Annotated in this window: 19 protein-coding genes; 7 read left to right on the top strand and 12 right to left on the bottom strand. The window is 55.6% G+C overall.

Annotated features, from left to right (window positions below; all coding sequences use genetic code 11):
• Positions 1-49 precede the first annotated feature (49 nt).
• Positions 50-436, top strand: a complete 387-nt coding sequence (gene ridA, locus ACFL9S_RS23175; RefSeq protein WP_133844004.1) for a 2-iminobutanoate/2-iminopropanoate deaminase — start codon at positions 50-52, stop codon at positions 434-436.
• Between the two features lie 48 nt (positions 437-484).
• On the opposite strand, the gene ACFL9S_RS23170 is transcribed toward ridA, so the two are convergent.
• Both ACFL9S_RS23170 and ACFL9S_RS23165 read right to left on the bottom strand, forming a co-directional pair.
• Positions 485-2,857, bottom strand: coding sequence for a beta-N-acetylhexosaminidase (locus ACFL9S_RS23170; protein ID WP_405264219.1), 2,373 nt, complete (start codon positions 2,855-2,857; stop codon positions 485-487).
• A 141-nt stretch (positions 2,858-2,998) separates the two neighbouring features.
• On the bottom strand, positions 2,999-5,551 hold the full coding sequence (locus tag ACFL9S_RS23165; protein WP_405264218.1) for a DEAD/DEAH box helicase: 2,553 nt from the start codon (positions 5,549-5,551) through the stop codon (positions 2,999-3,001).
• Positions 5,552-5,847: 296 nt separating this feature from the next.
• Here ACFL9S_RS23165 and nrdD point away from each other — a divergent pair, with 296 nt between their 5' ends.
• The gene (gene nrdD / locus ACFL9S_RS23160) at positions 5,848-7,986 is read left to right on the top strand and encodes an anaerobic ribonucleoside-triphosphate reductase (protein WP_405264217.1); all 2,139 of its coding nucleotides are present in this window, start codon (positions 5,848-5,850) and stop codon (positions 7,984-7,986) included.
• Complete coding sequence (gene nrdG / locus ACFL9S_RS23155; protein WP_405264216.1) at positions 7,983-8,447, top strand: anaerobic ribonucleoside-triphosphate reductase-activating protein; 465 nt, start codon at positions 7,983-7,985, stop codon at positions 8,445-8,447. The genes nrdD and nrdG overlap by 4 nt, the downstream gene beginning before the upstream one ends.
• Positions 8,448-8,450: 3 nt before the next feature.
• Here nrdG and ACFL9S_RS23150 read toward each other — a convergent pair whose 3' ends face one another.
• Positions 8,451-8,849 carry a DUF350 domain-containing protein gene (locus ACFL9S_RS23150; protein ID WP_405264215.1) on the bottom strand — a complete coding sequence of 133 codons (399 nt, stop codon included), beginning with the start codon at positions 8,847-8,849 and terminating at the stop codon, positions 8,451-8,453.
• Between the two features lie 25 nt (positions 8,850-8,874).
• Between ACFL9S_RS23150 and ACFL9S_RS23145 the strand changes: the two genes are divergently transcribed.
• Positions 8,875-9,279 carry a GIY-YIG nuclease family protein gene (locus ACFL9S_RS23145; RefSeq protein ID WP_405264214.1) on the top strand — a complete coding sequence of 135 codons (405 nt, stop codon included), beginning with the start codon at positions 8,875-8,877 and terminating at the stop codon, positions 9,277-9,279.
• Here ACFL9S_RS23145 and ACFL9S_RS23140 read toward each other — a convergent pair.
• Both ACFL9S_RS23140 and ACFL9S_RS23135 read right to left on the bottom strand, forming a co-directional pair.
• Entirely contained in the window at positions 9,266-9,769 is a 504-nt protein-coding gene (locus ACFL9S_RS23140; RefSeq protein ID WP_405264213.1) for a GNAT family N-acetyltransferase, read from the bottom strand. The genes ACFL9S_RS23145 and ACFL9S_RS23140 overlap by 14 nt on opposite strands.
• Positions 9,763-10,290, bottom strand: a complete 528-nt coding sequence (locus ACFL9S_RS23135) for an SCP2 domain-containing protein (protein WP_405264212.1) — start codon at positions 10,288-10,290, stop codon at positions 9,763-9,765. The genes ACFL9S_RS23140 and ACFL9S_RS23135 overlap by 7 nt, the downstream gene beginning before the upstream one ends.
• A 205-nt stretch (positions 10,291-10,495) precedes the next feature.
• Between ACFL9S_RS23135 and ACFL9S_RS23130 the strand changes: the two genes are divergently transcribed.
• The 3 genes from ACFL9S_RS23130 to ACFL9S_RS23120 all read left to right on the top strand — a co-directional run bounded on the left by ACFL9S_RS23130 (position 10,496) and on the right by ACFL9S_RS23120 (position 13,666).
• Positions 10,496-11,491, top strand: coding sequence for a peptidase U32 family protein (locus tag ACFL9S_RS23130; protein WP_405264211.1), 996 nt, complete (start codon positions 10,496-10,498; stop codon positions 11,489-11,491).
• Positions 11,492-11,499: 8 nt separating this feature from the next.
• Positions 11,500-12,378: a U32 family peptidase gene (locus ACFL9S_RS23125; RefSeq protein ID WP_405264210.1), complete on the top strand. Its 879-nt coding sequence runs from the start codon at positions 11,500-11,502 to the stop codon at positions 12,376-12,378.
• A 280-nt stretch (positions 12,379-12,658) separates the two neighbouring features.
• Positions 12,659-13,666 (top strand): luciferase-like monooxygenase, encoded by a 1,008-nt coding sequence (locus ACFL9S_RS23120; protein WP_405264209.1) that lies wholly within the window; start codon positions 12,659-12,661, stop codon positions 13,664-13,666.
• A gap of 89 nt (positions 13,667-13,755) precedes the next feature.
• On the opposite strand, the gene ACFL9S_RS23115 is transcribed toward ACFL9S_RS23120, so the two are convergent.
• From ACFL9S_RS23115 to rbfA, 7 genes are all read right to left on the bottom strand, one after another.
• Positions 13,756-15,687: a DEAD/DEAH family ATP-dependent RNA helicase gene (locus tag ACFL9S_RS23115; protein ID WP_405264208.1), complete on the bottom strand. Its 1,932-nt coding sequence runs from the start codon at positions 15,685-15,687 to the stop codon at positions 13,756-13,758.
• A gap of 16 nt (positions 15,688-15,703) precedes the next feature.
• Positions 15,704-15,760: a protein YrbN gene (gene yrbN, locus ACFL9S_RS23110; RefSeq protein ID WP_100229640.1), complete on the bottom strand. Its 57-nt coding sequence runs from the start codon at positions 15,758-15,760 to the stop codon at positions 15,704-15,706.
• Positions 15,761-15,864: 104 nt separating this feature from the next.
• Positions 15,865-16,749 (bottom strand): lipoprotein NlpI, encoded by an 885-nt coding sequence (gene nlpI / locus ACFL9S_RS23105; protein ID WP_405264207.1) that lies wholly within the window; start codon positions 16,747-16,749, stop codon positions 15,865-15,867.
• A 129-nt stretch (positions 16,750-16,878) separates the two neighbouring features.
• Entirely contained in the window at positions 16,879-19,014 is a 2,136-nt protein-coding gene (gene pnp / locus ACFL9S_RS23100; RefSeq protein WP_405264206.1) for a polyribonucleotide nucleotidyltransferase, read from the bottom strand.
• 309 nt (positions 19,015-19,323) lie between these two features.
• Positions 19,324-19,593 (bottom strand): 30S ribosomal protein S15, encoded by a 270-nt coding sequence (gene rpsO / locus ACFL9S_RS23095; protein WP_133844034.1) that lies wholly within the window; start codon positions 19,591-19,593, stop codon positions 19,324-19,326.
• 107 nt (positions 19,594-19,700) lie between these two features.
• Positions 19,701-20,645, bottom strand: a complete 945-nt coding sequence (gene truB, locus ACFL9S_RS23090; protein WP_405264205.1) for a tRNA pseudouridine(55) synthase TruB — start codon at positions 20,643-20,645, stop codon at positions 19,701-19,703.
• Positions 20,645-21,058, bottom strand: a complete 414-nt coding sequence (rbfA, locus tag ACFL9S_RS23085) for a 30S ribosome-binding factor RbfA (protein WP_405264204.1) — start codon at positions 21,056-21,058, stop codon at positions 20,645-20,647. Before rbfA ends, truB begins: the two co-directional genes overlap by 1 nt.
• Positions 21,059-21,088: the final 30 nt, after the last annotated feature.

The raw sequence follows: 21,088 nt of genomic DNA, 5'->3' as shown, positions 1-21,088 counted from the left end.
GGGCATGCCCGACCCGCAGCCGTATAATCAACACTATCAAGGAGAGCACATGTCTCGCGAAATCAGTACGGAAAACGCACCCGCCGCTATCGGCCCTTATGTTCAGGGTGTGGACCTCGGCAGCATGATCTTCACGTCAGGCCAGATCCCGGTCGATCCTAAAACCGGTGCTGTGGCGGACGATATTGCCGCGCAGGCACGCCAGTCGCTGGAAAATGTGAAAGCGATTGTTGAGGCCGCAGGTTTGAAAGTGGGTGATATCGTCAAAACCACCGTGTTCGTGAAAGATCTGAATGACTTCGCCACGGTGAATGCCACCTACGAAGCCTTCTTCACAGAGCACCAGGCCAGCTTCCCGGCGCGTTCATGTGTGGAAGTGGCCCGCCTGCCAAAAGATGTGAACATCGAAATCGAAGCGATCGCAGTACGTCGTTAATCGATCGTGATGAACCGTTTTGCGGGTCGATCGCCGATCGACCCGCTGTTATTTCCCATAACGTAATAATTTCTCCACCGGATACACCAGCGCGATCACCACTTCATCCTGCGTGAGCGCCGCCTGATCCAGCCGTTGATGCATCTTCGCCACTTCGCGTGCGCCAAAGGTCTGTTCCTTTTCCATAGCATCCAGCAGTGACAATCCTATCTGAGTGATCTCCGCCACCTGCCCCGCCACCGGCAGCAGCGGCCGTAACTGCGGGTTCTGCGCCAGCACCGGTTCCACCAGCGGAATATTGTGCTGCCACAGCAGAAGCTGACGGCGAACCGCCTGCGCCGCCTGACGATCGCCGCGATTGGCAATCAGCGCGTCTACCTGCTGATCCAGCTCACGGACTTTGTTACTTTCGGATGGAAGCACATCGGCCAGCCGGTTCAACGGTTCCGCCTGCGTGTAATGCCCGGCCTGATATTTCAGATGCTGACGGGTATAGAACTGCGCAGGCTCCAGCGCTTCAGCGAAGATTTGCAGCGGCACCGTGTCGCTACTGTTCGCCAGACGCATCATCTGGAGCTGCGTTTCCGCGTGCTGTTGCAGGCCCACCGAAACGGCAGACCAGCTATCGACGGCCGCCAGGCGCTGATACATATTCTTTTCATCCGTCACGTCAGAAGCCGACCACAGCCGCTCTGCCACCACAAATGCCCGGGGCCACAAACGGACGTCGATAACGTTCTCATCGACGATTTCGCTCCACAGCGCCGCTTCCCCGCCCAGCAGATTATTTCTCAACTGTGCGTCATCCGGCAGTACCGGTTTCATGCCCTGCGGTGGCTGCGGCAGCCTGCTGCCCACCGTGGGATAGCGCACGTTACCGATGCGCCAGTAGCCGCTCATCTTGTCGCCCGCCAGGGTCAGCACCGGACGAAGTTCGCCCATCCAGCTGTCGACCCGGAAAGTGAACTGGGTAGGAGACAGCCAGCGCATCTCCCGCACCATGCGCCGCGAGCGCCCTTCAAAGTCAATAAACCCACGCCATCCGCCAGCGGCATCAATCAGCGTAAAACTGCCCGTTAGCGGCTTGCCCTTCAGGCGTGGCAGCGTAAATTGCCAGCTCTGCGCCGTTTCGCCTTCTTTGATCCGGTCGGCATCGTTCAGCCCCTGCGGCCAGACTTCATTACGATAATGGAACGCCGCAGGCTGGGCCTGATCGACATAGAAGCCGGTCGACAGGATGCCGCGATAGTTGTTTTTTGCCACTTCGCCCAGCGCATCCGGCCCGCGCCAGGACTGGATCACAATGCTGCGCGGCAGATCGGGATGATAGATTTCATCCCAGCCGATCATCTGCCGCTGGTGTTTTTCCAGGATCTTCTCCACCCGCTGATTGAAATACGCCTGCAACGCGTGGCTGTCTTTCAGCCCTTTCTGCTGCATAAACTGGCGGATCGCCTCAGAGTGTTCCCACTGGCTGGCATCCACTTCATCGCCACCAATATGCAGATAAGGATCGGGGAAGATAGCCGCCACCTCGCCCACCAGCGTATCGATAAACTGATAAACCTGTTCGCGCGACGGATCGAGCAGGGGTTTAAATACGCCCCAGCCACGTTCCATTTGATAAGGCCCCGGTGCCGCTATCAGTTCCGGCATCGCCACCGCCAGTGCGGATGCATGCCCTGGGAAGTCAATTTCCGGCACCACGCGCACGCCACGACGGGTGGCATAGCTGACGATATCGCGCATCTGCTGCGGGCTGTACCACAGTCCGTCGCTGGCTTTTTCCTGCAACTGCGGGAAATGGCTGGAACCAAAACGCCAGCCCTGGTCGTCGGTCAGGTGCCAGTGGAAGACGTTCATGCGCGCGGCGGCGATGCCATCAATCTGGCGCTTCAGCGTCTCAATGGGCATAAAGTGGCGGGCAGAGTCAATCAGGATCCCGCGCCACGGGAAGCGCGGATGGTCGTTAATCGTCACCAGTGGCACCGTGCTGTTGTGCACCAGTTGCAGCAGTGTTTCCATGCCGCGCATCGCGCCAAAACGGGTGGCCGCATCCAGCGTGATACCGTCAGCGCTGACCACCAGCCGGTAGCTCTCATCACTGTCCGGCTGGGGGATGGCGTCAACCTGTCGGGCGATACGGATTTGTAACGATGTGGCACTGGCAGAAATCGGCAGGTCAGGGTTGCCAGTCTGGCGCGCCAGGCGTTGCTGCCAGCGCGGAAGCGCCTCGTGCAGGTTATCGCCTTCGACCTGAATCGCCAGCGGCGTGGTCAGGGCCAGATTTCCCCCACCTTCAGGCTGCTCCACCTGCTGCGGCCAGGGCATCAGTGGCAGCGTCCCTGCCGGGTCGGCCACCACAGTGAATGGCAGGAACAGGGAACAGGCAAGCAGCAGCGGGCACAGTGACCATGACATATCAGAACATCCTTTTTTTGTGATGACCTCTTAAAACATAATTCGCGTGTTACATCAAGTTACATCCCATGAAACGAGATCCATGAGGTGCAGGAGCGCCTGTCTTTCTGACGCTATCTGAGGCGATGGTGTGGGGGTAAATCAGGAGAACAGCGCGGCCAGATCGTCCTGACTGAAGCTGGACGGTTCACTCAACTCATCGTCAAGGATCTCTCCGGCCAGTTCCGCTTTTTGCTGCTGCATCGCGACGATCTTCTCTTCGATGGTATCCGCCGCGATCAGCTTATACACAAAGACCGGTTTGTCCTGCCCGAGGCGATAGGCGCGATCGGTCGCCTGATTTTCAGCGGCCGGGTTCCACCAGGGATCGTAGTGGATCACGGTGTCTGCCGCCGTCAGATTCAGCCCAACGCCACCCGCTTTCAGGCTGATCAGAAACACCGGTACTTCACCCTGCTGAAAACGCCGTACCGGCTCGGTGCGGTCACGGGTGCTGCCCGTCAGGGTGACATAAGGAATACGTGCTTTCTGCAACTCTTCCGCGATGATGCCCAGCATGGTGGTGAACTGCGAGAAGATCAGGATACGCCGATCTTCTGCCAGCAGGTCATGCAGCATCTCGCGCAGCAGCGCCAGCTTGGCAGAATGTTTCACCCGCTCGGCGCGCGGATCGGACAACAGGCGCGGATCGCAGCAGATCTGGCGCAGTTTTAGCAACGCATCCAGCACCAGCAGATGGCTGCGGCCCGGTCCCTGCTGCTGCATCGCTAACTGTACGCGGTCCTGCATCGCGGCGCGTACCTGGTCGTACAGGTCTCGCTGCGCACCGTCCAGCGGCACGCTGCGCACAATGGTATTTTTCGGCGGCAGCTCTTTGGCCACCTCCTGCTTGCGGCGGCGCAGCATAAATGGCCGCACGCGCTTCGCCAGCAGCTCACGCCTGACTTTATCGCCGTTGCGCTCCACCGGAATACGCCAGTTCTGGGTGAAGTCGCGTTCGCTGCCGAGGAAGCCCGGCAGCAGAAAATCAAACTGCGACCACAGCTCTCCGAGGTGATTTTCCAGCGGTGTCCCGGTCAGGCAGAGACGATGCCGCGTCTTCAGGGTGCGGATCACCGAGGCCGCGCGTGAGGCGCTGTTCTTCACATACTGCGCTTCATCGAGGATCAGCAGGTGATAATAGTGCGCCACCAGCTGCGGCTGATCGCGCCACAAAAGTGAATAGGTGGTGATCACCACATCGTACTGTTCCATCTGATCGTAAAAGTCTTTGCGCTGCGGCCCGGTCAGTGCCAGCACCCGCAGGCCCGGCGCAAAGCGCCGTGCTTCACAGCACCAGTTATGGACCAGCGTGGTCGGCACCACGATCAGTGCAGGCCGGTCCAGGCGCCCCGCTTCTTTCTCCAGCAGCAGGTGGGCCAGCGTCTGAATGGTTTTTCCCAGCCCCATATCATCGGCCAGCACGCCCGCCAGCTGATGCTGACGCAGGAACTGCATCCAGTTAACCCCCTGCTGCTGATAGTCGCGCAGCGTGGCCCGCAAACCAACAGGTGGGTCAATAGCCTGCACACCGCTGTGCCCGTTCAATCGTTCTGCCAGCTGATGAACGGCGTTATCACCGTCAAATACCCAGCGGTTACGATCGCCGGACTCACTGAGACGCCCGATATCCCAGGCGGCCAGCCGCAGCGGTTGGTGTGCGCCAAACAGGTCAATCAGATTGCCCACCAGCGGCTTAAGCTGGCCTGCGCGGAACAGCAATCGCTGATTCTTATCGTCACGTAGCTCAATTTGCTCGTCGTCATCGATCAGGCGCAGATTGCCGGACATCCAGCGACGGTCGTGCTCAAACAGCTTCGCCAGCAGCGGTTCCAGACGCACGCGACGGCGGCCAATCTTCATCGCCAGCTCAAGATCGAACCAGCCGTCCTCGCCCTGTATTGCGCGCCCTTCAATGGCATCAACGTCGGAGACATTCCAGGTGAAATCATCATCCATGCTGATGCGCCAGCCGCGTTTGCGCAGCGCAGGCAGGCCTTTTTTAATGAAATTACGCCACTGCGGCGGCGATGCCGGGGCGAAGATCGCCGGGGGTAACGGAGCTGGCGTATAAATATGCCCGGCGGGGATGGCATTCAGCCCGACCGTGTCAATCTGCGCCAGCCAGGACTGCTCCTCTTCCGTGTGACGCTGAACGTGGTAACGCAGGCCATTGCGATCGGTAAAACTCTCCGCCCGGCTGCCTGCATCAACGTTCACGCCCGCGTAGTCAAAGCTGACGGAGGCAAAATCGAGGCGCTTCTGGCGATGACCATAATGACCATAGCCGCTGATAAATTTGGCGCGTGATTGCAGTTGCAGTATCGGGACCGGGATCGCTTCGATGGTTTTGAGTGCCACTGCCGATTTCGGCTGGCGGGGTTGCAGGTTCGCCAGCATCAACGCCGCAACATGCTTACAGTTATTTTTTACGGCACAGCTGCACTCCCCACTGGCAAGCAACTTGCCCTGGGGACGACTGAAATGCACGATCACGCTGAAAGGTTCCGCTTTACGTCCCGGCACTTCACCGGTCAGCAAATTATTTTGCCACTGCAGATTCTGTACGCTGGCGACCCGATCGCGCGCCCGGGCAACGGTACGCGCACCGAGCCAGCGAATGACCTGTTTTTCGTTATAAGCGACAGACGACATCGGACAGTATCCCTGAAAGACCAGAGCAAAATGGATTTAGCTCTACGGCAACCGGCAATAGTAGTGATTCCCTTGGGTTGAATGCAACCATCACAGCACACCTTGGTGGCAAAAATATCGTATAACCACACAAAACCAGCGCCGACGTTGACCATCGCTTATCTTTGCTTCGCTGCTGTCAGATCTTTGCCTCAGGTCAATAAAACGTCGTTTAAATCTGAACACAACACTATATATAGCGTTTACTATAGCCATCAAAACCTACATATAGATTTTCTTCATTCAGGAGAGCAGCGGTGGCAACTCAGGTAATCAAGCGGGACGGCTGTCAGGTCGCCTTCGATCCAGCGCGTATTGAGGCGGCAATTCGCGCCGCCGCACTGGCAGCGAAAATTAACGATGACGATTACTGCGCCACCGCTGCCAGTCAGATTAGTGCCCTGCTCACCGCCCGCACCCGCGTCGATATCGCTGAAGTCCAGCGCGCGGTTGAGAACCAGTTGATGGCAGGCCGTTATCCGCAGCTGGCGCGCAGCTATATTGAGTATCGCCACGATCGCGATGTTGCCCGCGAGCTGCGTGGTCGGTTAAATCATGAAATTCGCGGTCTGATTGAACAGAGCAACCCGGCACTGCTGAATGAAAATGCCAATAAAGACAGCAAAGTGATCCCCACTCAGCGCGATCTACTGGCCGGTATTGTTGCCAAACACTATGCACGCCAGCATATGCTGCCACGCGATGTGGTTAGCGCGCACGAACGCGGCGAGATCCACTATCACGATCTCGACTACTCGCCGTTCTTCCCGATGTTTAACTGCATGCTGATTGACCTGCGCGGCATGCTGACGCACGGTTTCAAAATGGGGAATGCCGAGATCGAACCCCCCAAGTCGATCTCTACCGCCACGGCCGTGACCGCACAGATCATCGCTCAGGTCGCCAGCCATATTTATGGCGGCACGACCATTAACCGCATCGATGAAGTACTGGCACCGTTTGTGGAGGCCAGCCTGGTGAAACATCGGGCCACCGCGCAGCAATGGCAGGTGGCGGATGTCGAGGCGTATGCCCATTCGCGCACTGAGAAAGAGTGCTACGACGCGTTCCAGTCACTGGAATATGAAGTGAATACGCTGCATACCGCTAACGGCCAGACGCCGTTTGTCACCTTTGGGTTTGGCCTTGGCACCAGCTGGGCGGCGCGCCTGGTCCAGCAGTCAATTTTGCGTAACCGTATTGCCGGGCTGGGGAAAAATCATAAAACGGCGGTGTTCCCAAAACTGGTGTTTGCTATCAAAGCCGGGCTGAATCATGCCGCAGGCGAACCCAACTACGATATCAAACAGCTGGCGCTGGAGTGCGCCAGCAAGCGCATGTATCCCGATATTCTCAACTACGATCAGGTGGTAAAAGTCACTGGATCCTTTAAAACCCCGATGGGCTGCCGCAGCTTCCTGGGCGTGTATGAAGAGAACGGCGAGCAGATCCACGATGGCCGCAATAATATCGGCGTGATCAGCCTTAACCTGCCGCGTATTGCGCTGGAGACACAGGGTGATGAAAGCCGCTTCTGGGCGCTGCTCGACCAGCGCCTGCTGCTGGCGAAGAAAGCCCTGATGACGCGTATCGCCCGGCTGGAAAATGTGAAGGCGCGCGTGGCACCGATCCTCTACATGGAAGGAGCGTGCGGGGTGCGCCTGAAAGCCGATGAGTCGGTGGCATCTATATTCCGTCATGGCAGAGCATCGATTTCGCTGGGCTATATTGGCATTCACGAAACGCTGAATGCCCTGAGCGGCGGCAGCGTGCATCCTTATGATGATGAAAAATTGCGCGCCAAAGGGCTGGAGATTGTTGCCCGGCTTCGCGCCGCCGTCGAGGCATGGAAAGAGGAAACGGACTACGGCTTCAGTTTGTACAGCACGCCAAGCGAGAACCTGTGTGACCGTTTCTGCCGCCTCGATGCCGCCGAGTTCGGCGTGGTGCCGGGCGTCACCGATAAGGGCTATTACACCAACAGCTTCCACCTCGACGTGGAGAAGAAGGTCAATCCGTACGATAAAATCGACTTCGAAGCCGGTTATCCACCGTTAGCGAATGGCGGTTTTATCTGTTACGGCGAATACCCCAATATTCAGCACAACCTTAAGGCGCTGGAAGACGTCTGGGATTACAGCTACAGCCGGGTGCCTTACTACGGCACCAATACGCCTATCGACGAGTGCTATGAGTGCGGTTTTACCGGCGAGTTTGAGTGTACCAGCAAAGGCTTTACCTGCCCGAAATGCGGTAACCATGACAGTACCCGCGTCTCGGTGACGCGCCGGGTGTGCGGCTATCTCGGCAGTCCTGATGCCCGGCCGTTTAACGCCGGGAAGCAGGAGGAGGTTAAACGCCGGGTGAAACATCTGGGTAACGGTCAGCTGGGGTGAATATCCATCAGTATTACCCGGTGGATATCGTCAACGGTCCCGGCACGCGCTGCACGCTGTTTGTCGCGGGCTGCGTGCATGAATGCCCCGGCTGCTATAACAAAAGCACCTGGCGGCTGAACTCCGGGTTACCGTTCACCATTGAGATGGAAGAGCAGTTGATCGCCGACCTCACCGATACGCGCATTCCGCGCCAGGGGTTGTCGCTGTCCGGTGGCGATCCGTTGCACCCGGCCAATCTGGCGGATGTCGGGCGGCTGGTACGTCGGGTCCGGCGTGAGTGTGCTGGCAAAGATATCTGGATGTGGACAGGTTACCGCCTGGAAGAGCTGAGCACAGCGCAGCAGCAGGTGGTTGCCCACGTGAATGTGCTGATAGACGGGAAATATATTCAGGATTTGCGCGACCCGGCGCTGCTGTGGCGCGGCAGCAGCAACCAGGTGATCCATCAACTGCGCTGAGGATTAATACGTCATACAGGCGGCATTAAGGATACCGACGCAGGTCGAGACGCCCCCCAGGAACAATCCGGCCGCAGTATGACTGTCCTCAATACGGCGGCTGATATCCCGCATAAAGAGGCGTACGGCAGTAAATACCAACAGCTGCACCACCAGCGCTACCGCGCCCCATACCAGATAGTCCAGCAGGTTGACGGAGTTAATCGCCACGCTGGCCAGTGGAATGATGTAGCCCAACAACGCACCAATAAAGCCCGAGGTAGCCGCCAGGTTATTCTCTTTAATCAGGCGCCATTCGTTATGTGGCGTGATGCGGGTATAGACAAACAGAAATACCAGAACCAGCACGCCGCTGGTGAGAAAATAAGAAGCAAAAGCGAGTAACGCGTACAGAGTAGCCATTGTTGTTCCTTAACAGGGAGGAGTGATGATGGGCGCCATCATAGAGCGCCGGGAGCGGGAGTCTGTAGCGTCTTTACCGGACTTTGCGTTACAGTACGTCATTCCTGCCGACCTGAGAAAGACGATGAGCTCAGCTGTGCCTGCCGACTGGCGCCTCTATATTCTGCGTACCGCGAACGGCATGCTGTATACCGGCATTACTAATGATGTAGCGAGACGCCTTGCCCAGCACCAAAGCGGGAAAGGCGCGAAAGCACTGCGTGGCAAAGGGCCGCTGGAGTTGCTGTTCCACTGTGAGGCGGGAGATCGCTCACTGGCATCGAAGCTGGAATATCAGGTGAAACAACTGAAAAAAACACAGAAGATCAGGCTGGTAGAACACCAGCCTGTATCGCTCGCTCAGTGGCTTGCTGCCCTCAGAAACGATTAAAGGGCGCCGAGAACTCGATGCGACCTTCAACACCATCAAAGGCATCATCCGCCAGCTTATACACCTGAAACGTCGTCTCGGTGCCTTCCCAGCGGCAGTGCAGTTGGTGGCGTGCAGCAGGTTCAAAGCCATAAGGACCGAAGAAAGCGGGATCACCCAGCACGACTACGGCGGCATAGCCGAACTCATTCAGCGTATCCAGCCCTTCGTAAATCAACTGTTTACCCAGCCCCTGCTGACGCACGCTTTCATCAACCGCCAGCGGCGCTAACCCCACCCACTGCCGATCTTCTTCGTTGAGCGTGACCGGGCTGAAGGCCGCATAGCCCAGCACCTGACCATCGTCATCGGTCGCAACGACACCAAGGGTTAATAACCCGTCTTCCCGAAGTTGCTGCACCAGTTCCGCTTCCGCAGAGGTGGGGAAACTACGGCGCAGCAGGCTGTCGATGCTTGCCGCATCGATGCCAATTTCTGAACGAATTAACATGGCGCACCTGCGCGATCCGCCGGGGGAATCGCGTCCTCTTTCATTCCGGCCTCAATAAAATCAGCCAGTTGCATAAGCCCGATGCGTAACGGCGCTGGCATGGAGTCCAGATCAATCGCATCCATCATATTTTTGACCTCCAGACCCAGTTCCGTATCACCTTCAATCAGCAAACGGCGCTGGAAAAACAGGGTGTCCGGATCCTGTCTGCGGGCAGCGATCAATGCTAAATCATTGGCATTGCCGCGAAACCAGACATCAGCTTCGTCACGGTCGGCGACCCGAAGTTGTCCCTGTTCCAGCGTGACTGACCAGCGCAGTTCGAGGTCGTTGACCTCAATTCCCAGCCAGCGCCCTTCCAGAAAGTCCAGCTCACCTTCAGCCAGCGCCTGCTGAAACTGCCAGCGTAACAGCGCCTGTAATAACGGCTTCTTCACTGCAAACGGGGTAAACCGCAACGGGAAACGCAGTAATTGCGGACCGTGACGGACACAGCGGCTGCGTAGCGGGTTCAACACCATTATCACTCCTTACGAATAAATTTCAGCTATTTTGCCACAGCAGCAAAAAGCGTCTGACGGTTGGATCAACAAAGTGTGCGAACTCCATGAGTTTTATCAGGGAATACGAACACCATCAATACGCCATTAGCTGCCTTAAATCAAAATTTGTCTCGGCCTTCCTCACTAAACTCTTCAACTCTTCTGATTAGTTGGATCGCTTATTATGGAACTTCTCTGCCCGGCCGGAAATCTTCCGGCACTGAAGGCCGCCATCGAGAATGGTGCCGACGCGGTGTATATCGGCCTGAAAGATGAGACCAATGCCCGCCATTTTGCAGGGCTGAACTTCACGGATAAACGCCTGCAGGAAGCCGCACATTACGCGCATCAGCGTAAACGCAAACTCCATGTGGCCATTAACACCTTTGCTCATCCCGATGGCTACGAACGCTGGCAGCGTGCGGTGGATATGGCCGCAAATGCAGGTGCCGATGCCTTAATCCTGGCAGATATTGCCATGCTGGCCTATGCCGCTAACAAATATCCCCATATTGAACGCCATGTTTCGGTACAGGCGTCTGCGACTAATGCCGCTGCCGTGCGTTTTTATCAGCGTAACTTTGATGTTGCCCGCGTAGTATTGCCGCGAGTGCTATCGATGCATCAGGTGCGCCAACTGGCACGTGATACCACGGTTCCGCTCGAAGTGTTCGCTTTTGGCAGCCTGTGCATTATGGCGGAAGGACGGTGTTATCTTTCGTCTTACCTGACCGGCGAGTCACCCAATACCGTCGGTGCCTGCTCCCCCGCGCGCTTCGTTCGCTGGCAGCAAACGCAGGCCGGCCTGGAATCACGTCTGAATGAAGTGCTGATTGACCGCTATGACAGCGGAGAAAATGCCGGTTATCCCACGCTGTGCAAGGGCCGCTATAAGGTGGATGAGGTGCGCTATCATGCGCTGGAAGAACCGACCAGCCTGAACACGCTGGCACTGTTACCCGAGCTGATGGCAGCCAATATTGTCTCCGTCAAAATTGAGGGACGTCAGCGTAGCCCGGCGTATGTTGAGCAGGTGGCACGGATCTGGCGCCAGGCCATCGATCGCTGTAAAGCCGACCCGCAAAATTTCACCGCGCAGCCGCAGTGGATGGCCGCACTCAGTGCGCTGAGCGAAGGCACTCAGACAACGCTTGGTGCTTATCACCGCCAGTGGCAGTAGGAGATATCATGAAATACTCACTGGGTCCGGTACTGTGGTACTGGCCAAAAGAAACGCTGAATACTTTTTATCAGGCTGCCGCCAGCAGCAAGGCCGACGTGATTTACCTCGGCGAATCCGTGTGCAGCAAACGCCGCGCCACGAAAACAGCTGACTGGCTCAGTATGGCGAAATCGCTGGCCTCCGCCGGTAAACAGGTGGTTCTGAGCACCCTGGCGCTGGTGCAGTCTCCTTCCGAGCTGACAGAACTTAAGCGCTATGTCGATAACGGCGAATTTCTCATTGAAGCCAATGATGTGGGTGCGGTGACGCTGGCAAATGAAGCGGGCGTGCCTTTTGTCGCCGGACCTGCGCTGAATGTGTATAACGCCGTTGCGTTGCAACTGCTGCTGAAAATGGGTATGACCCGCTGGTGCATGCCGGTGGAACTGTCGCGCGACTGGCTGGTGCAGTTACTGAAGCAGTGTGACGAGCTGGGCATTCGTCAGCAGTTTGAAGTCGAGGTGTTGAGCTACGGTTATCTGCCGCTGGCGTACTCTGCCCGTTGCTTTACCGCCCGCGCTGAAAATCGCAGCAAGGATGAATGCCAGACCTGCTGCATTGACTATCCGCAAGGGCGCCGCGTTCGCACTCAGGAAGATCAGCAGGTGTTCGTCCTGAACGGGATCCAGACCATGAGCGGCAATTGCTATAACCTCGGCAATGATCTGATCTCGATGCAGGGGCTGGTCGATATTGTGCGTCTGTCGCCGCAGGATGCAGACACGCTGTCGATGGTGGAACAGTTCCGCGCCAACGAAACCGGTCATCAACCACTGATGATGGCACGCAGCAATGATTGTAATGGCTACTGGCGCCGTGTCGCCGGGCTTGAGTTGGTCAGCTGATCCCCATTCCTATCTAAACCCACCGTCACTCTGGCGGTGGGGATATCCCGGCGCGGAAACAATACCCCTAAAAATAATAGCAGTTTTATTCTGGCAGACGATGGATGATACTTTCATTGGCTAGCAGCCTAACTATCCGCAGGCCGCGACTGTTTCGTCTGTTCTGCACACACTTTATTGTCCTGAGTGCTGCAAACGGACAATAACAGGGACAGCAGATCCCGTAGCCTGTCGTTTTTGCACATGGCGCAGTGTCGGCCGTTAGACAAAGTGAGCAACTATGCCTGATAAAAAAAATGTTCCTCTTTCCGTACTGGATCTTGCCCCTATCCCACAGGGTTCATCCGCACGCGATGCTTTTCATTCATCACTCTCTCTGGCGCAGCAGTCCGAAAAACTCGGCTTTCATCGCTACTGGCTGGCCGAACACCATAATATGACCGGGATTGCCAGTGCGGCGACCTCGGTGCTAATAGGTTACCTGGCGGCGAATACGCAGACGCTGCGCCTGGGTTCTGGTGGTGTAATGCTGCCGAATCACGCACCGCTGGTGATTGCAGAACAGTTTGGTACGCTGGAGTCACTTTATCCTGGCCGTATCGATCTTGGGCTGGGCCGCGCTCCCGGTTCAGACCAGCGTACGATGCTGGCGCTGCGCCGTCATATGGCGGGTCACGTCGATAACTTCCCCGCAGATGTGGCTGAGTTGGTCCGCTGGTTTGATCATTCCGGCGATGAGATGCCGATTGTCCAGCCCGTTCCGGGGACAGGGCTGAAAATTCCCGTCTGGCTGCTCGGGTCCAGCCTTTACAGCGCTCAACTGGCGGCCCAGATGGGCTTGCCGTTCGCTTTCGCCTCCCATTTTGCACCAGAAATGTTGTTACAGGCGCTGGATCTGTACCGCGACAACTTTAAACCATCAGAGCGGCTGGAGAAGCCGTACGCGATGGTGTGCGTTAACGTTGTCGCCGCCGACAGCGAACGCGATGCCCGCTTCCTGTTTACCTCCATGCAGCAGCAGTTTATTAACCTGCGCCGTGGCAAACCTGGCCCGCTGCCTGCACCGGTGGAAAATATGGATAATCTGTGGTCACCGTCCGAGCAGTACGGCGTGCAGCAGGCGCTGAGTATGTCGGTGGTTGGCGATAAAGAGAAAGTTCGTCAGGGATTGGCGACACTAATGCGAGAAACGCAGGCGGATGAAGTGATGGTTAATGGGCAGATCTTTGATGCTCAGGCACGCCTCTACTCCTTTGAGCTGGCAATGCAGGCACGTAACGCGCTGTAAATATTGAAGGTGCGCCAGTAACCACGTCACCCAAACCGCAGACATAAAAAAACCAGCCCGAAGGCTGGTTTTTTATTGGGCATCAGTGATTACGCATCACGACGACGGGTTGGTGCTGCGCCGCCTTCAGTGCGTGGACCACGGCTGGTGCCACCTGGACGACGTTCGCCGCCACGGTCATTGCTGAAACGACGACCGCCTTCAGCACCACCGCGTGGAGCGCCGCCTTCACGACCTGCGCCAGCGCCGAAGCCACCACGTGCAGGGCCGCTTGGACGACGTTCGCCACCACGGTCATTGCTGCGTGGCTGTGCATCACCAATCAGCTGCATATTCATTGGTTTGTTCAGAATACGCGTACGAGTGAAGTGTGAAAGAACTTCGCCCGGCATGCCTTTTGGCAGTTCGATAGTAGAGTGAGTACCGAACAGCTTGATGTTACCAATGTAACGGCTGCTGATATCGCCTTCGTTAGCGATAGCGCCAACGATGTGACGCACTTCAACACCATCATCACGGCCAACTTCGATGCGGTACACTTCCATATCGCCAACATCACGACGCTCACGACGTGGTGCATCACCACGTGGTTCACCACTGCGTGCTTCGCGTGGTTCACGTGGACCACGGTCCGGACGGTCACCACGGCGAGTGTCACGGCTGTCATCACGGTCACGGAACTGGCTGCGTGGACGCTGCGGCGCATCAGCTGGAACGATCAGTGGACGTTCGCCCTGAGCCATTTTCAGCAGTGCTGCAGCCAGCGTTTCGATATCCAGCTCTTCTTCCGGCTGCATTTTAGCCAGCAGAGCACGGTACTGTTCCAGATCGCTGCTTTCCAGCTGCTGCTGAACTTTAGCAGCAAATTTAGCCAGACGACGCTCACCCAGCAGTTCTGCATTTGGCAGTTCTACTTCTGGAATAGTCAGCTTCATGGTGCGTTCGATGTTACGCAGCAGACGACGCTCACGGTTCTCAACGAACAGCAGAGCACGGCCAGCACGGCCAGCACGGCCAGTACGGCCGATACGGTGAACGTAAGATTCTGCGTCCATCGGGATGTCATAGTTAACAACCAGGCTGATACGCTCAACGTCCAGACCACGGGCAGCAACGTCTGTCGCGATCAGGATGTCCAGACGACCATCTTTCAGGCGCTCCAGCGTCTGCTCACGCAGTGCCTGGTTCATATCACCGTTCAGTGCAGCACTGTTGTAACCGCTACGCTCCAGCGCTTCAGCAACTTCCAGCGTGGCGCTTTTGGTGCGCACGAAGATGATTGCTGCGTCAAAGTCTTCAGACTCCAGGAAGCGAGTCAGTGCATCGGTTTTACGGCCATAGGCAGTCCAGTAGCTCTGGCTGATGTCAGGACGTGTCGTCATGCTTGACTGGATGCGCACTTCCTGCGGATCTTTCATGAAACGTTTGGTAATACGACGAATCGCTTCTGGCATGGTCGCAGAGAACAGAGCAGTCTGATGATTGTCTGGGATCTGAGCCATGATAGTTTCAACGTCTTCGATGAAGCCCATACGCAGCATTTCATCGGCTTCGTCCAGCACCAGACCGCGCAGGTTAGACAGATCTAACGTGCCGCGTTTCAGGTGGTCAAGCAGACGGCCAGGTGTACCCACAACAACTTGTGGTCCCTGACGCAGAGCGCGCAGCTGCACGTCGTAACGCTGGCCGCCGTAAAGGGCCACCACGTTCAGGCCGCGCATGTGTTTGGCGAATTCGGTCATCGCTTCAGCAACCTGAACCGCCAGTTCGCGGGTCGGTGCCAGCACCAGAATCTGTGGTGCTTTAACGTTAGAATCAATGTTGTGTAATAAAGGCAGCGAGAATGCTGCGGTTTTGCCGCTGCCGGTCTGTGCCATACCCAGGACATCACGACCAGCCAGCAGATGAGGAATACACTCAAGCTGGATTGGAGATGGCTTAACGTAGCCCATGCCGGTCAGTGATTCGAGGAGTTCGGCGTTCAGGCCAAGGTCAGCAAAAGTAGTTTGGATATCAGTCATGTAGTACACGTGCCTCTTAGATTGCGGCGGCCAGTCTACATAACTCGTCGTGAAAATTTTCAGTCATTTTCATCAAAAAGTGTGAACCGGCTCAAATTAGTGGTTTCGACGAACAAAAAGGCCCTCATCCGCTAAGATGATGACTTTTCGAAAATTCGGGCAATAAAAGTTCGTCAGCTATTGCTGGTCAGATTCTGATAAATCGTCTTGTGTCTGGCCGAGTAGCGCCAGCTCCAACAATGCATATCGATGCTCAACAAAGTTGTGAACGTTGTTGGCGACCGTCAGCTTGAACAACGCTTGGGCGTTGTCCTTCTCCCCCAGACTTAGGTAGTACTTACCTAAATAGAAGTTGGTTTCACTGAGATGTTCAGCGAGCGAGGTGTTATCCGTTGCGTCCGCCTGGAGCCGTTCAGTCAGCGTTTTTTCGCTGATATCGCCCAGGTAGAACTCGACAATATTCCATCCCCATTGTTCCTTCACCGCTTTGTCGTAACGCTGCTTGAGCGAGACTTTGGCCTGGTCTGCGTTTATCTCACGTTCTGTGAGATACAGCCACAGGCTGCGGAAGGGATCGTTAGGATCGTCTTGATAAAACGCCAGCAGATCATCTTGCGCCAGTTTAAATCTTCCGCCGTAGTAGAGAGCGATACCTCGATTTAAACGCGCATAATTGTAAGTTGGATCAAGCTCAAGTACAGAATCGAACGCTTCATAGGCAGCATCAAAATTGCCTGCCTGCGTTAAATATATGCCTAAGTAATTGAATACTTCGGGCATATCAGGTCGAATAGACAGCGCTTGTGAAAAATCATTTCGCGCCAGTGCTCTCAGACCAAGACTATCATACAACACTCCGCGCTCATATAACAGCTGTGCGCGTTCATCATCGGTCAATGACCGACTGGCAAGTATTTGTTCCATACGAGCGAGAATGACTTCCTGTTGCAGCGTAGGCTGCAATGGAACCGCCAAGACTTCGTTCTTACGCCAATCGGTGTTGCTGCATCCTGCCAGCGTCAAAGCTGTCGCAACAATACACCAGCGCAAAAATGGCTTCATTTACCACTCCCGAAAACAAACATTAGGACGAGCATCCTGTCATCCGCCTGCCGTTCACGAGGCCATCCCGCCCTCGCGTTATAACAATCCCCCACATCCGAAGATGCGGAGGACTCAATGGTAATGCGTTTATTCTGCTTCAGGTGCTGGTGCTGCAGGAGCTTCAGCTTCAGGCTGTGCCTGTTCGCTGGCTTCTTTGATGCTCAGGCGTACGCGACCCTGACGGTCGACTTCCAGTACTTTCACTGGCACTTCCTGGCCCATCTGCAGGTAGTCAGTCACTTTCTCTACACGCTTATCAGCGATCTGAGAGATGTGTACCAGACCTTCTTTACCACCACCGATAGCGACGAAGGCACCGAAGTCAACGATGCGGGTCACTTTACCGTTGTAGATACGGCCCACTTCGATTTCTGCGGTGATTTCTTCGATACGACGGATAGCAAATTTCGCTTTCTCACCGTCGGTCGCTGCGATTTTAACGGTACCGTCATCTTCGATTTCGATGGTGGTGCCAGTTTCTTCGGTCAGCGCACGAATCACAGAACCACCTTTACCGATCACGTCTTTGATCTTATCAACGCTGATCTTGATGGTGTGAATACGTGGTGCAAACTGAGAGATATCGCCACGTGGAGTGCTGATAGCCTGTTCCATAACGCTCAGGATATGCAGACGCGCACCCTTAGCCTGGTTCAGTGCCACCTGCATGATTTCGCGGGTGATACCTTCAATTTTGATGTCCATCTGCAGCGCGGTGATACCTTCGCGGCTACCGGCTACTTTGAAGTCCATGTCGCCCAGGTGATCTTCGTCGCCCAGAATGTCAGACAGAACAACAAAGTTGTCGTTGTCTTTGACCAGACCCATCGCGATACCGGCTACAGCAGCTTTGATTGGTACACCTGCATCCATCAGTGCCAGAGAAGCACCACATACGGACGCCATTGAAGACGAGCCGTTAGATTCAGTGATTTCAGACACAACACGTACGGTGTACGGGAACGCGTCGCCTTTTGGCATCACTGCCAGCACGCCGCGTTTTGCCAGACGACCGTGACCGATTTCACGACGCTTAGGCGAACCGACCATGCCGGTTTCACCGACAGAGTACGGAGGGAAGTTATAGTGGAACAGGAAGTTGTCAGTACGCTCGCCCATCAGCTCGTCAAGGTTCTGCGCATCACGGGCTGTACCCAGTGTTGCTGTAACCAGTGCCTGAGTCTCACCACGGGTGAACAGCGCTGAACCGTGAGTACGTGGCAGAACGCCGGTACGCACATCCAGGCCACGGATCATGTCTTTTTCACGGCCATCGATACGTGGCTCACCGCGCAGAATGCGGCTACGCACAACGTTCTTCTCCAGCGTGTGCAGGATGTCACTGATTTCGCCAGCATCCAGGGTCTCTTCTTCCGCCAGCAGTGCTGCAGTGGTTTCAGATTTGATCACGCCAACCTGGTTGTAACGTTCCTGTTTTTCAGTGATGCGGTAAGCATCGCTCAAACGAGATTCAGCCAGCGCAGCAATACGAGCGTGTAACGCTTCGTTGACAGCTTCTGGCGTCCAGTCCCAACGTGGTTTGCCTGCTTCAGCGACCAGTTCGTTGATGGTGTCGATAACGATCTGCTGCTGGTCATGGCCAAACACCACCGCACCCAGCATCTGATCTTCGCTTAACAGCTCAGCTTCAGACTCAACCATCAGCACGGCACCTTTGGTACCAGCAACCACCAGGTCCAGCTTGCTCTCTTTGAGTTCGTCGGTGGTTGGGTTCAGTACGTACTGGTCATTCAGGTAACCGACGCGTGCTGCACCGATTGGACCGTTGAATGGCAGGCCAGACAGCGCCAGCGCAGCAGAAGCACCGATAAGGGCTACGATATCCGGGTTAACCTGTGGGTTAACGGAAACAACGGTAGCGATAACCTGCACTTCGTTCACGAAGCCTTCCGGGAACAGTGGGCGAAGTGGGCGGTCAATCAGGCGAGAGGTCAGTGTTTCGCCTTCGCTTGGACGGCCTTCACGACGGAAGAAGCTACCCGGGATACGACCAGCAGCATAAGTACGCTCCTGGTAGTTTACAGTCAGTGGGAAGAAGTCCTGACCTGGTTTAGGCGTTTTGCGGCCTACAACGGTAACGAACACTGCAGTGTCGTCCATGCTTACCATTACGGCTGCCGTTGCCTGGCGGGCCATCATACCGGTCTCAAGCGTGACGGTGTGCTGACCATACTGGAATTTTTTGACGATCGGATTCAGCAAAATTAGTTCCTTAACTTCAGGGCCGGTAGTTTTTTATACCGACCGTGGATTTCTAACCTTCATTCTCGCATCCTCGCGACTAATGACAACCCTGATCCCAAATGGGATAAAGCCTCTCATTAGCCGCGCGAACCTCTGCAACTGAAGATCACACTCACCAACAATACAATAGTTTGCGTTTAATTGCTGCCGCTTGCTTGAAAAAAGGGGCCATAAAGGCCCCTTTCCAGCGAAACTCGCACCAGGTTATCCGATTACCCACTTTAGTGTTCAGATGTTCTGAAACCGGGGCGGGACAACCTGTAAGAATTAGCGACGCAGACCCAGACGTTCGATCAGGCTGGTGTAACGTGCAACATCTTTACGCTTCAGGTAATCCAGCAGCTTACGACGCTGGGAAACCATACGCAGCAGGCCGCGACGGCTGTGGTGGTCTTTCTTGTGCTCAGAGAAGTGACCCTGCAGGTGACTAATCTGTGCGCTCAGTAATGCAACCTGAACTTCAGTAGAACCACTGTCATTTGCGCCACGACCGAAATCAGCAACGATCTGTGCTTTAGTTTCAACACTTAGAGACATGAGACAACTCCAAAAATTAAGATAAATGTACAGGCGCCGATCTCTAATTCAGCCACCCAGTGTAAAGCCGCGCCATTCTACTCTTAGCGCCAGACAAGCGCAAATAGCTAGTCGAAATATTCTACAACCAGCCGGCGCGGTGCCACGCGCCCATCGTCGGCGATTTCTGCCATGCCGATAAACTTCTGATTATCGCCTTCCGTGACGCGTACCAGCCCACTGGCGGGAGCACCCGCAGCCTGAACCGGCATACCTTGCTTGAAGTAGGCAGCCACTGAACTCAGCAGGTTTACCACCGGATATTCAGCCGCAGGGCTGTCCATTGGCATCAACAGTGCGTCCAGCAGATCGGCGGGCAACTGTTCGCTACGGTGTGCTTCTTCCGTCAGCGCATGCAGTTGCTCCAGCGTCACCATCTTTTCAATCGGATAGGTAGCAACCTGCAAACGTCGCAGATACGTAACATGCGCGCCACAGCCAAGCTTTTCACCGAGATCGTCGATGATGGTACGAATATACGTCCCTTTCGAAACGTGGATTTCCAGCTCAAGTTCATTCCCTTCATGGCGAATAAACAGCAGCTCGTATACCTGAATGCTGCGCGATTCGCGCGGCACTTCAATGCCTTCACGGGCATATTCGTACAGCTTACGGCCCTGATATTTAAGTGCCGAATACATTGAAGGGATCTGCTGCGTAATACCGCGGAAACTTTCCAGCGCCTGTTCAAGAGCTTCTGCAGTAAACGTGACCGGACGCTCACTGACAATCACACCATCCGCATCCGACGTATCAGTGCGCTGCCCCAGGCGGGCTATCACACGGTAACGCTTATCAGATTCCAGCAAATACTGGGAGAATTTCGTCGCTTCACCCAGGCAAATCGGCAGCATACCGGTCGCCAGTGGATCCAGCGCGCCGGTATGACCGGCACGATTGGCGTTATACAAACGTTTCACTTTTTGCAGCGCATCGTTGGAAGACAAGCCCGTTGGCTTATCCAGCAACAGCACGCCGTGGATATCGCGACCGCGACGGCGAGGACGACTCATTACTCTGCTTTACCTTCTTCCTGGTCTTCTTCTGCCGGACCGCGACGCTCTTCATCATTTCTGACCACGTTAGTGACGAGGTTAGACATGCGCATCCCTTCAACCAGCGAGTTATCGTAGAAGAAGGTCAGTTCAGGCACGATACGCAGGCGCATCGCTTTGCCGAGCAACGAACGGATATAGCCAGCAGCGTCACCCAGGGCCCGCAGGCCGCCTTTGATAGCAGCTTCGTCTTTGTCATTCAGGAAGGTCACGAACACTTTGGCGTAGGCCAGGTCACGTGACACATCAACACCTGAAACGGTGACCATCATGCCAAGGCGGGGATCTTTAATCTCACGCTGCAAAATCATAGCAATCTCTTTTTGCAGCTCTTGAGAAACGCGCTGAGGGCGACCAAATTCTTTCGCCATAATATTATCTCTCTATAAAGAATTGGGAGG

Source organism: Erwinia sp. AnSW2-5, from assembly GCF_045107195.1.
Classification (GTDB): Bacteria; Pseudomonadota; Gammaproteobacteria; order Enterobacterales; family Enterobacteriaceae; genus Erwinia.
This window is presented reverse-complemented; position numbering and strand designations above follow the sequence as displayed.

Bases quoted from the DNA above. Each gene is read 5' to 3' on its own strand.
- ridA (WP_133844004.1), top strand. From the start codon at position 50: ATGTCTCGCGAAATCAGTACGGAAAACGCACCCGCCGCTATCGGCCCT.
- ACFL9S_RS23170 (WP_405264219.1), bottom strand. From the start codon at position 2,857: ATGTCATGGTCACTGTGCCCGCTGCTGCTTGCCTGTTCCCTGTTCCTG.
- ACFL9S_RS23165 (WP_405264218.1), bottom strand. From the start codon at position 5,551: ATGTCGTCTGTCGCTTATAACGAAAAACAGGTCATTCGCTGGCTCGGT.
- ACFL9S_RS23150 (WP_405264215.1), bottom strand. From the start codon at position 8,849: ATGGCTACTCTGTACGCGTTACTCGCTTTTGCTTCTTATTTTCTCACC.
- ACFL9S_RS23145 (WP_405264214.1), top strand. From the start codon at position 8,875: ATGATGGGCGCCATCATAGAGCGCCGGGAGCGGGAGTCTGTAGCGTCT.
- ACFL9S_RS23140 (WP_405264213.1), bottom strand. From the start codon at position 9,769: ATGTTAATTCGTTCAGAAATTGGCATCGATGCGGCAAGCATCGACAGC.
- ACFL9S_RS23135 (WP_405264212.1), bottom strand. From the start codon at position 10,290: ATGGTGTTGAACCCGCTACGCAGCCGCTGTGTCCGTCACGGTCCGCAA.
- ACFL9S_RS23130 (WP_405264211.1), top strand. From the start codon at position 10,496: ATGGAACTTCTCTGCCCGGCCGGAAATCTTCCGGCACTGAAGGCCGCC.
- ACFL9S_RS23125 (WP_405264210.1), top strand. From the start codon at position 11,500: ATGAAATACTCACTGGGTCCGGTACTGTGGTACTGGCCAAAAGAAACG.
- ACFL9S_RS23120 (WP_405264209.1), top strand. From the start codon at position 12,659: ATGCCTGATAAAAAAAATGTTCCTCTTTCCGTACTGGATCTTGCCCCT.
- ACFL9S_RS23115 (WP_405264208.1), bottom strand. From the start codon at position 15,687: ATGACTGATATCCAAACTACTTTTGCTGACCTTGGCCTGAACGCCGAA.
- nlpI (WP_405264207.1), bottom strand. From the start codon at position 16,749: ATGAAGCCATTTTTGCGCTGGTGTATTGTTGCGACAGCTTTGACGCTG.
- rpsO (WP_133844034.1), bottom strand. From the start codon at position 19,593: ATGTCTCTAAGTGTTGAAACTAAAGCACAGATCGTTGCTGATTTCGGT.
- truB (WP_405264205.1), bottom strand. From the start codon at position 20,645: ATGAGTCGTCCTCGCCGTCGCGGTCGCGATATCCACGGCGTGCTGTTG.
- rbfA (WP_405264204.1), bottom strand. From the start codon at position 21,058: ATGGCGAAAGAATTTGGTCGCCCTCAGCGCGTTTCTCAAGAGCTGCAA.